Below are 9,276 nucleotides of genomic sequence, written 5' to 3'. Positions count from 1 at the left end.
GCAGTCGCCGGCGGAGGCCCGCGCGGCGCTCGGGGCGGCGCACCCGGGCGTGCTGGTGCTGGTGGACGGCCGGGCCGCCGGGGTCCTGCCACGGTCCGCGCTCACCGCGTAGACCGGCGAAGGGGCACCGGGACGCCCTGGCAGACTCGACGCCATGGCAGAGATCGAGATCGACGGCGCCCCCGCCGAGCCCGCCCACCTGGCGGCCCTGGGCCTGCTCAACTACGGGCACTTCACCACCCTGCGCGCCGAGGCCGGCCACGCCCGGGGCCTCGCGCTGCACCTGGACCGGCTGGTCCGCGACTGCCGCACGGTGTTCGGCGCCGCGCTGGACCGCGACGAGGCGCGCGCCCGGATCCGCCGGGCGCTGCCGGCCGACGGCGCGCCGGTGATCGTCCGGGTCACCGTGTTCGACCCGGCGCTCGGCCTGGAACGCCCCTCCGCCCCCGCCGTGCCCCACCTGCTGGTCACCACCCGCCCGGCGCCGGCCACCGCGCCTGGGCCGCTGCGGGTGCGCACCGCCGGGTACCGGCGCGAGCTTCCGGAGGTGAAGCACGTCGGCCTGTTCGGCCTGCTGCACCAGCGCCGGCTCGCCCAACTCGACGGCTACGACGACGTCCTGCTGCTCGACGAGGCGGGCCGCGTCAGCGAGGGCGCCACCTGGAACCTCGCGCTGTACGACGGCCGCTCGCTGGTGTGGCCGGACGCCGCCGCGCTGCCCGGTGTCACCGCCGCTCTGCTCGCGGGTGCCCATCCAGGTCCGCAGCGGTGCGAGCCGGTCACCGTGGACGCCTTGGGTGGCTTCGTCGCCGCCGTCGCCGTCAACGCGGGTGTGGGTGTCCGCCCGCTCGCCGCGATCGACGGTGCCGTCCTCGACCCGGCCCACCCGGTGGTCGGTGAACTGCGGGCCGCCTACGAGGGCGTGGAGCCGGAGCGGATCTGACGAGGAGCGGATCCGACCGCGACGGGCGCCCGCCCCGAACCGCGCGCTGGTGTGGCCGGACGCCGCCGTGCTGCCCGGGGTCACCGCCGCTCTGCTCGCCGGGCCTGCCGTGGCGGGAGCCGGCCGCTGTGGACGCCCTGGGTGGTTTCGTCGCCGCGCTTGACGGCGCCGTCCCGCCCCGGCGCACCCGGTGGCCGCCGAACTGCGGGCCGCCCACGAGGGCGTGGAGCCGGAGCGGATCCGACCGTGGAGGGTGCCCGCTCCGAACCGCGTGGTGCGGCCGGACGCCGACGGGTGCTTACCCGGGCCCGCAGGGGTGGAAGCCGGTCACCGCGGACGCCTTGGGGGCCCGGTCGAGGACGGAGTCGTCGATCGCGGCGAACGGGCGGACACCCGCACCCGCATTGACGGCGGCATCGAGGCAACCCACCGGGTGGTGGTGGCCGGATCCGACCGGGGAGGGCGCCCGCCCCGAGCCGCGCGCCCTGGCGTCACCCGGACCCTGGACGGGGGGATAACCCCACCCCCGGTCCGCCAGCGGACTGGATGGTCCGCCGGCTCCCGCCTTCCTAGCCTGGAACACGTCGACGACCAGCGACGATCCACGAAGGAAGGCCCCACCATGGCACCCCGCCGTTCCCGTCCCCAGCCCGAGCCGACCGGGCGCCCCGCCGCCCACGCCGCGATCGAGCTGCGCGGCGTCCGGCGCAGCTACGGCCGGGGTGGCGAGACCGTGCACGCCCTGCGCGGCATCGACCTGGCGCTCGGTCACGGCACCTTCACCGCCGTCATGGGGCCGTCCGGCTCGGGCAAGAGCACCTTCCTGCAGTGCGCGGCCGGCCTGGACCGGCCGACCGCCGGCGAGGTCTACCTGGGCGGCGAGGACATCACCCGGCTGAGCGAGGACCGGCTCACCAAGCTGCGCCGCAACCGGATCGGCTTCGTCTTCCAGTCCTTCAACCTGCTGCCGTCGCTGACCGTGCTGCAGAACGTGCTGCTCCCGCAGCGCCTCGCCGGGGAGCGCCAGGACCGGGCCAGGGCCAGGGAGCTGCTCTCCCAGGTCGGCCTCGCCGACCTCGGCCGCAGGCGGCCCGGGGAGCTGTCGGGCGGTCAGCAGCAGCGGGTGGCGATCGCCCGCGCGCTGATCACCGCCCCGGACGTGCTGTTCGCGGACGAGCCGACCGGCGCGCTGGACACCACGACCGCGCACGAGGTGCTCGGCCTGCTGCGGCGCGCGGTGGACACCATGGGCGCCACCGTCGTCATGGTGACGCACGACCCGGTGGCCGCCTCGTTCGCCGACCGGGTGGTCTTCCTGGCCGACGGCGCGTTCGCCGACGAGCTGTACCACCCTGACCCGCAGACGATCGCCGAGCGGATGGTCACCCTCACCGCGCGCCGGGTGGGGGCGGCGGCATGAGCAACGGACTCGCCCGTGCCTCGGTGCGCTTCCGGCCGGCGTCCTTCGTCGGCACCTTCGTCGCACTGCTGTTCGCCGCCGCCGTGATCATGGCCTGCGGCACGCTGCTGCAGACCGGCATCACCGCCTCGGTGCCGTCCGTCCGGTACGCCGGGGCGCCGGTCGTGGTGGCCGCCGATCCGAACGTCAGCATCACCTACAAGACGAACGACGAGTCCGACACCCACGAGCAGCCGCTGTCCGAGCGGGCCCGGGTGGACGCGGGCCTGGTGGCCAGGATCGCCGCACAGCCCGGCGTCGCGGCCGCCCGCCCGGACACCGCCTTCCCCCTGCAGAACGCGACACAGAACGCGACACAGAACGCGGCGCAGAACGCGGCACAGGGCGCGACGCCCCAGGGCCCGGCGGGCCCGCTCACCGGCCGGGGCTTCGCGGCGCTCGGCATCGCCGGCCCGCAGGACCGGCTGGTCGAGGGCCGCGCCCCCGGCGCGGGGGACGTCGTGCTGGACGCCGACACGGCGCGCGCCGCCCACCTCGCGCCGGGCGCCACCGTCGCGCTCACCGCCCCCGGCGGCACCGGCACCTACCGGATCTCCGGCCTCGCCGCCCCCCAGCAGGCGGGCCCCACCGCCTGGTTCGCCGACGAGCAGGCCGACCGCCTCTCCGGCCACCCCGGGCGGGTCGACGCCATCGCCGTCCAGCCCCGCGAGGGCGTGGACCGCAAGGCCCTGACCGCCCAGGTGAAGCAGGCCGTCGGCGGCGCCGCCGAGGTGCGGACCGGCACGGGGCGCGGCCTCGTCGAGCAGCCCCTCCTCAACGAGGCCAAGGTGATGCTGGTCGCGATCGGCGGCTCCTTCGGCGGCACCGCCACCATGACCGCCGTGTTCGTGGTCATCTCCACCGTCGCCCTGGCGACCGGCCAGCGGGCCCGTGAGTTCGCCCTGCTGCGCGCCGTCGGCGCCACCCCGCGCCAGATCCGCCGCACCATCGCCACCGAGGCGATGCTGGTCGCGCCGCTCGCCGCCGCGCTCGGCATCCTGCCCGGTGTGCTCCTGGCCCGCTGGTGGTTCAACGGGATGGTGGAGCGCGGGGTCGTCCCGGCCGACGTCGAGCTGTCCGTCGGACCGATCCCGATGCTGGTCGCCGTCGCGGCCTGCACGCTGGCCGCGCTCGCCGCCGGCTTCTTCGCCGCCCGCCGCCCCGCGCGGATGCGGGCCGGCCAGGCGCTGGGCGCGGCGGCCGTCGAACCGGCCCGGCTCGGGATCGTCCGCACCGTGCTGGGCGTGGTGTTCACGGCCGGCGGTGTGGTGCTGGCCGGGGTCGCCGCCAGTCTGGACGGTGAGAACGCCGCGAACACCGCGCTCGGCGTGGTGATGTCCTTCCTGGTCGCGGTCGCGCTGCTCGGCCCGTGGGTGTCCCGGCTGGCGGCCTGGGTGCTCGGCCTGCCGCTGCGGGCGGGCGGCGCGCCCGGCTCGCTGGCGGCCGACAACACCCGGGCCAACGCCCGCCGGCTGGCGTCCGCGATCACGCCGATCGTGATGGTCACCGCCTTCTGCGGCACCCTGCTGTTCATGCAGAGCACCATCCGGCACGAGACCGGCGAGCAGGTGCGCACCGGCATCACGGCCGACCACGTGCTCGGCTCCACCGGCCCCGGCCTGCCCGTCGCCGCGCCGGGAACGTCCGCCGCGCCGGGAACGTCCGCCGCGCCGGGAACGTCCGCCGCGTCGGGCACCACCGGTGTCGTCGAGCAGGCGGCCAAGGTGCCCGGGGTGGACGCGGCCGTCGGCGTGCTGCGCACCGGCATCGTCTACCGCACCGGCGACCAGCTGCTCTCCGCCACCGCGCTGGGCATCACCGGAGACCCGTCCCGGCTGCCCAAGGTGCTCGACCTCGGTGTGCGGGCCGGTTCGCTGGACGGGTTGGGCCGCGCCGCGGACACCGTCGCGCTCTCCACCGACCTGGCCTCCGCCCTGGGCGCCGAGGTCGGCGAGCGGGTCCCGTTCTGGCTGGGCGACGGCACGGAGGCGAAGCCCCTGCTGGTCGCCACGTACGAGCGCGGGCTCGGCTTCGGCCAGGTGCTGCTGCCCCGGGCGGCGGTCGCGGCGCACGTCACCGCCGGCTACGACAGCCAGGTGCTGGTCGCGGACGCGCCCGGCGCCGACCGGGCCGCCGTCGCCAAGGCCCTCTCCGGCCTCGGTGTCCCGGGTCTGACGGTGACCGACCGGGCGGGCTTCGCGGCGCAGGCCGACAAGTCGCAGGAGATGGGCTCCTGGGCGAACACCGTGATGGCCGGTGTGCTGGGCGGGTTCGCCGCCGTCACGGCCGCTAACACCCTGGTCATGACCGTGCTGGACCGGCGCCGCGAGGTGGGGCTGCTGCGGCTGGCCGGCACCACCCGGCGGCAGGTGCGCCACATGATGCGCTGGGAGGCGCTGCTGGTGGCCGCGGCCGGCCTGGGCGTCGGCTCGGTGATCGCCTGGCTCACCCTGGTGCCGATCACCCGGGGCCTCACCGGTGCGACGCCGTACGTCCCGGCCGGGACGGCGCTGCCGCTGGCGGCCGGCGCGGTGCTGCTCTGCCTGGCCGCGACGGGCCTGCCGGCCCGGGCCCTGCTGCGGTCCAGCCCGGTCGGGGCGAGCGGCGGGAAGCAGTAGCGCCAGGCGAACGGGCAACGGGCGGGCCCTACGGGACCGCCGGCCCTGCGAGAGGGGCGGGTCCTACGAGACGGGCCCCGGTCCACCGGCGGCGACGGGGGTGTCGCCGGGCCACNNNNCCTCCCGGCGTTTGGAGCAGGCGGCTGTTGGAGCAGGCGGCTCTCGGAGCACTCCGAGGGCGTGAACGGGCGGTGCGCGCGGGTACGGCGCACCGCCCGTTCGGGTGACAAAGCCGCGCTGAACAGGCGGGAGAACGGGGTCGTCGGCCTAAAAGCGGCGGCGCCGCACGGATAGTGAGGGGAGATCAGCCGCGTTCGCGGCCCGCGCCCGTTCCGGAGCCGCGTGCCCGCGGCGCCCGTCCCGCCCACACCCCCCGCGCCGAGCGCGTCCGGCATGCCCGCCCCCGGGCGTGCCCACCGCGCCCCGGCGCGCCCGGCAGAAAGAAGGCCGACCGTTGAGCAGTCCCCCGGTGACCCGTACGCCCCGCCTGCCGCTGTTCCCCTCGGCGCGTTCGTCGGGCCGCGCGCCGGCGCCCCCGGCGGTCCGCCTGCCGCGGCTCCTGCTGCGGGGCACCACGACCGCCTCGGCCGCGCTGGTGCTGGCCGGGACGGTGCTGGCCGCGGGCTTCCTGAACGGCCACTACGAGGCGCTGCGGGCGCACGAGGTGGTCGCGATGGTGCTGGGCGGCGTGCTGACCGTCCAGGTGCCGGTGGCGGCGCTGGTCCGCCGGGCCGCCGGGCCGGCGGGGGAGCGCGGGCCGTGGTGGCCGCTCGCGGCGGCGGCGCTGCTGCTGGTCGCGGACGGGGCGCAGACCGGGACCGGCTACGAGCGGGCGGTCGGCGTGCACGTCACGCTGGGCGTGCTGCTGGTCAGCGCGCACCTGTTCTGCCTGGTCGGCGCGTGGCGGCTGCCGCTGACCTCGCCCGCACCCGAGCCGTCGGCGTCCTCGGTGTCCCCGGTGTCCTCAGTGTCCTCGGCGTCTTCGGTGTCCTCGGCGGCGGTGGAGGACGGGCCGGGCCGACTGCCCCGGCCCTCGGGCACCGGCACCGGCCCCGTGGAGGTGGCGCCGTGAACCGCCGCCGGTTCCTCGGCGCCGGCGCCGCCGTGCTCGGTGCCGGCGCCCTCGGGACCTTCGCCGTCCCCGCCGCCGCCCGGCTGCTGGCCGAGGGCCGCCCGGGCCGGCTGCTGCGCAGCGAGGTCCCGCTGCCGGACCCCTTCGAGGTGCCGCTCCCGGTGCCGGCCGTGCTCGCCCCGGTCCGCTCCGACGCCACCGCGGACTACTACGAGATCACCCAGCGGGTCGCCGCGCTGGAGATCCTGCCCGGCCTGCGCACCGAGGCCTGGACGTACGGGGGCACCTACCCCGGGCCGACGCTGTCCGTCCGCTCCGGGCGCCGGACCGTGGTGAGCCACCGCAACGAGCTGCCGGTGCCCACGGTGGTCCACCTGCACGGCGGCCACACCCCGGCGGACAGCGACGGCTACCCGGTGGACCTGCTGCTCCCGGTCGGTTCGTCCGGCGATCACCTCGCCGCCCACGGCGCCGGGCACCCGATGGCAGGCATGGCAGGCATGGCAGGGATGGACGTCGACGAGGACACCGCCCGCATCGTCACCGGAACCCGCGACTACACCTACCCGGGCCACCAGCGCGCCGCCACCCTCTGGTACCACGACCACCGGATGAGCTTCACCGGCCCCGCCATCTGGCGCGGCCTGACCGGCTTCCACCTCCTGCACGACGACGAGGAGGACGCCCTGCCGCTACCGCGCGGCGAGCGCGACCTGCCGCTGATGCTCGCCGACCGCGCCTTCGCCGCCGACGGCTCCTTCGCGTACCCCGCCACCGACCCCGACCTCGCCGTGCCGGGCGTCACCGACGACTACATGAACGGCGTCCTGGGGGACGTCGTCCTGGTCAACGGCGCCCCCTGGCCGCGCGCCGAGGTGGACCGGGCCCGCTACCGGCTGCGCCTGCTCAACGCCTCCAACGCCCGGCTCTACCGGCTGGAGCTCGACCCGCAGCCGTCCGGCGGCGACGCGCTGGTCCAGATCGGCGGCGACGGCGGTCTGCTGGAGGAGCCGATCGCGCACGACGCGGTCGAGATCGCGCCCGCCGAGCGCTTCGACCTGGTGGTGGACTTCTCCCGCTACCCGCCCGGCACCGAGGTCCGGCTGATGAACCGCTTCGGCGGCGGGCGGACCGAGGAGGTGATGCTCTTCGAGGTCGGCTCGCGCCGGGTGAGCGACGACTCGGCCGTGCCCGAGCGGCTCTGCACCCTCGAACGGCTCGACCCGGAGGCCGCGGTCGCCACCCGGGTCTTCGGCTTCCGCCGCAGCCGCGACGGCGACTGGACGATCAACAACCAGCTCTACCGGCCCGGCCGCGCGATCGCCCGTCCGGAACTCGGCAGCACCGAGATCTGGCGGTTCTTCAGCGACGTCCACCACCCCGTCCACGTGCACCTGAACTCCTTCCAGGTGCTGTCGCGCAACGGCGGCGACCCGGGCCCGTACGACGAGGGCTGGAAGGACACCGTGGACCTGCGGCCAGCGGAGGCGGTGGAGGTGCTGGTGCGGTTCACCGACCATCCGGGGTCGTACATGCTGCACTGCCACAACCTGGAGCACGAGGACATGGCGATGATGGCGGACTTCGTCGTCGAGTGACCACGTACCTCACCCGTTCGGCGGAGCGTGGTGGGCGTCCTGGACGCCCACCACGGCCTTCGAGCGCCGCGGCCCACGCCTCGACGTGCCGCCCCGCGGCGGCTGCCCTAGCGTCACCCGCAGGGCGGCCACTCGTCGGCCGGCCCCCGGAGCGCCACGCCGAGGAGTCGCAGATGACCAGTCCGACCGAACGCCGGCGGCGCGGCCGGGCCGCCCGCGACCGCATCCCGCGCTCCGCCCACGGCCGCTGGATCCCCGCCGCCGACCGGCCCGACCCGCTGACCGTCCTCGCGCGGCAGGCCGAGGACCGGCTCGCCGACCTCAACCCGATCCGCTACGGCCGGATGGCCGACTCGCCGTTCGCCTACCTGCGCGGCGCCGCCGCCGTGATGGCCGCCGACCTCGCGGTCGTCCCCGAGACCGGCATCACCGTCCAACTCTGCGGCGACGCGCACCTGCTGAACTTCGGCGTGTACGCCTCCCCGGAGCGCGCGCTGCTCTTCGACGTCAACGACTTCGACGAGACCTACCCCGGCCCCTTCGAGTGGGACCTCAAACGGCTCGCCGCCAGCGTCGCCGTCGCCGCCCGCGACAACGGCCAGGGCGACGACCACGCCCGCCGGGCCGCGCTCACCGCCGCGCAGGGCTACGCGCTCGCCATGCGCCGGCTCGCCGGACTCGGCGAACTCGACGTCTGGTACGCCCGGATCGACACCGACGACCTGCTCCCGCTGGTCCGCAAGGGCCGCCGCAAGCGCGTCGAGGCCACCCTCGACAAGGCGCGCCGCCGCACCAGCCTCCAGGCCTTCGGCAAGCTCACCGAGGAGGACGAGCAGGGCCGGCGCCGGATCGTCAGCGACCCGCCGCTGCTCGATCCGGTCCCGCGCGAGGAACTGCGCCGGGTCGGCAAGATCTTCGGCGACTACCGGGCCACCCTCGCCGAGGACCGCCGCGTCCTGCTCGACCGCTTCCGGCTGACCGACGCCGCCCGCAAGGTGGTCGGCGTCGGCAGCGTCGGCACCCGCTGCTTCATCCTCCTGCTGGAGGGCCGCGACGAGCGCGACCCGCTGTTCCTCCAGATCAAGGAGGCCGGGCGGTCCGTCCTGGAACAGCACCTGCCCGCCACCCGCCCGACCGCCGAGGCCCCGGTGGTGCACGGCGGGCACCGCGTGGTCACCGGCCAGCGCCTGCTCCAGGCCGCCAGCGACATCTTCCTCGGCTGGACCACCGGCCCGGCCGGCCGGTACTTCTACGGGCGCCAGCTGCGCGACATGAAGGGCTCCGCCGACGTCGCCGGCATGACCCCCCGAGACCTGCGCGCCTACGCCGACCTCTGCGGCCGGGCCCTGGCCCGCGCGCACGCCCGCTCCGGCGACCGGATCGCCATCGCCGGCTACCTCGGCGGGTCGGACACCTTCGCCGAGGCGGTCGCCGCCTTCGCCCTCCAGTACGCCGACCGGACCGCCGCCGACCACGCCGCGCTGGAGGCGGCGATCGACGACGGCGCGCTGACGGCGCGGCGCGGGGTCTGAGAACGGTCCGCGCTTCCCTCCGGGGGACCACGGCCGCCGCCCCCGCCCGGCCGC

The 9,276-nt window shown here is 76.4% G+C and carries 6 protein-coding genes; all 6 read left to right on the top strand.

The genetic code is table 11. The features are described 5' to 3' along the window. Positions 1–154 precede the first annotated feature (154 nt). The 6 genes from ABD308_RS14395 to ABD308_RS14370 all read left to right on the top strand — a co-directional run bounded on the left by ABD308_RS14395 (position 155) and on the right by ABD308_RS14370 (position 9,222). The gene (locus tag ABD308_RS14395) at positions 155–943 is read left to right on the top strand and encodes an aminotransferase class IV (RefSeq protein WP_344333536.1); all 789 of its coding nucleotides are present in this window, start codon (positions 155–157) and stop codon (positions 941–943) included. 622 nt (positions 944–1,565) lie between these two features. Next, positions 1,566–2,363 (top strand): ABC transporter ATP-binding protein, encoded by a 798-nt coding sequence (locus tag ABD308_RS14390; RefSeq protein ID WP_344333534.1) that lies wholly within the window; start codon positions 1,566–1,568, stop codon positions 2,361–2,363. Then, a complete protein-coding gene (locus tag ABD308_RS14385; RefSeq protein WP_344333532.1) occupies positions 2,360–5,020 on the top strand; it encodes an FtsX-like permease family protein in 2,661 nt (886 codons plus the stop codon). Before ABD308_RS14390 ends, ABD308_RS14385 begins: the two co-directional genes overlap by 4 nt. Before the next feature lie 454 nt (positions 5,021–5,474). Next, entirely contained in the window at positions 5,475–6,092 is a 618-nt protein-coding gene (locus ABD308_RS14380; RefSeq protein WP_344333530.1) for a hypothetical protein, read from the top strand. Then, complete coding sequence (locus ABD308_RS14375; RefSeq protein WP_344333528.1) at positions 6,089–7,690, top strand: multicopper oxidase family protein; 1,602 nt, start codon at positions 6,089–6,091, stop codon at positions 7,688–7,690. Before ABD308_RS14380 ends, ABD308_RS14375 begins: the two co-directional genes overlap by 4 nt. Positions 7,691–7,863: 173 nt before the next feature. Continuing rightward, on the top strand, positions 7,864–9,222 hold the full coding sequence (locus ABD308_RS14370; RefSeq protein ID WP_344333526.1) for a DUF2252 domain-containing protein: 1,359 nt from the start codon (positions 7,864–7,866) through the stop codon (positions 9,220–9,222). Positions 9,223–9,276 lie beyond the last annotated feature (54 nt).

The organism is Kitasatospora putterlickiae (genome assembly GCF_039527695.1).
In the GTDB taxonomy this organism is placed as follows: Bacteria; Actinomycetota; Actinomycetes; order Streptomycetales; family Streptomycetaceae; genus Kitasatospora; species Kitasatospora putterlickiae.
The sequence above is the reverse complement of the archived record's forward strand: the minus strand, read 5'-3'. Positions and strand labels throughout refer to the sequence as shown.

Excerpts from the sequence above, each read along its gene's own strand:
- ABD308_RS14395 (WP_344333536.1), top strand. The coding sequence starts at position 155 with ATGGCAGAGATCGAGATCGACGGCGCCCCCGCCGAGCCCGCCCACCTG.
- ABD308_RS14390 (WP_344333534.1), top strand. The coding sequence starts at position 1,566 with ATGGCACCCCGCCGTTCCCGTCCCCAGCCCGAGCCGACCGGGCGCCCC.
- ABD308_RS14385 (WP_344333532.1), top strand. The coding sequence starts at position 2,360 with ATGAGCAACGGACTCGCCCGTGCCTCGGTGCGCTTCCGGCCGGCGTCC.
- ABD308_RS14370 (WP_344333526.1), top strand. The coding sequence starts at position 7,864 with ATGACCAGTCCGACCGAACGCCGGCGGCGCGGCCGGGCCGCCCGCGAC.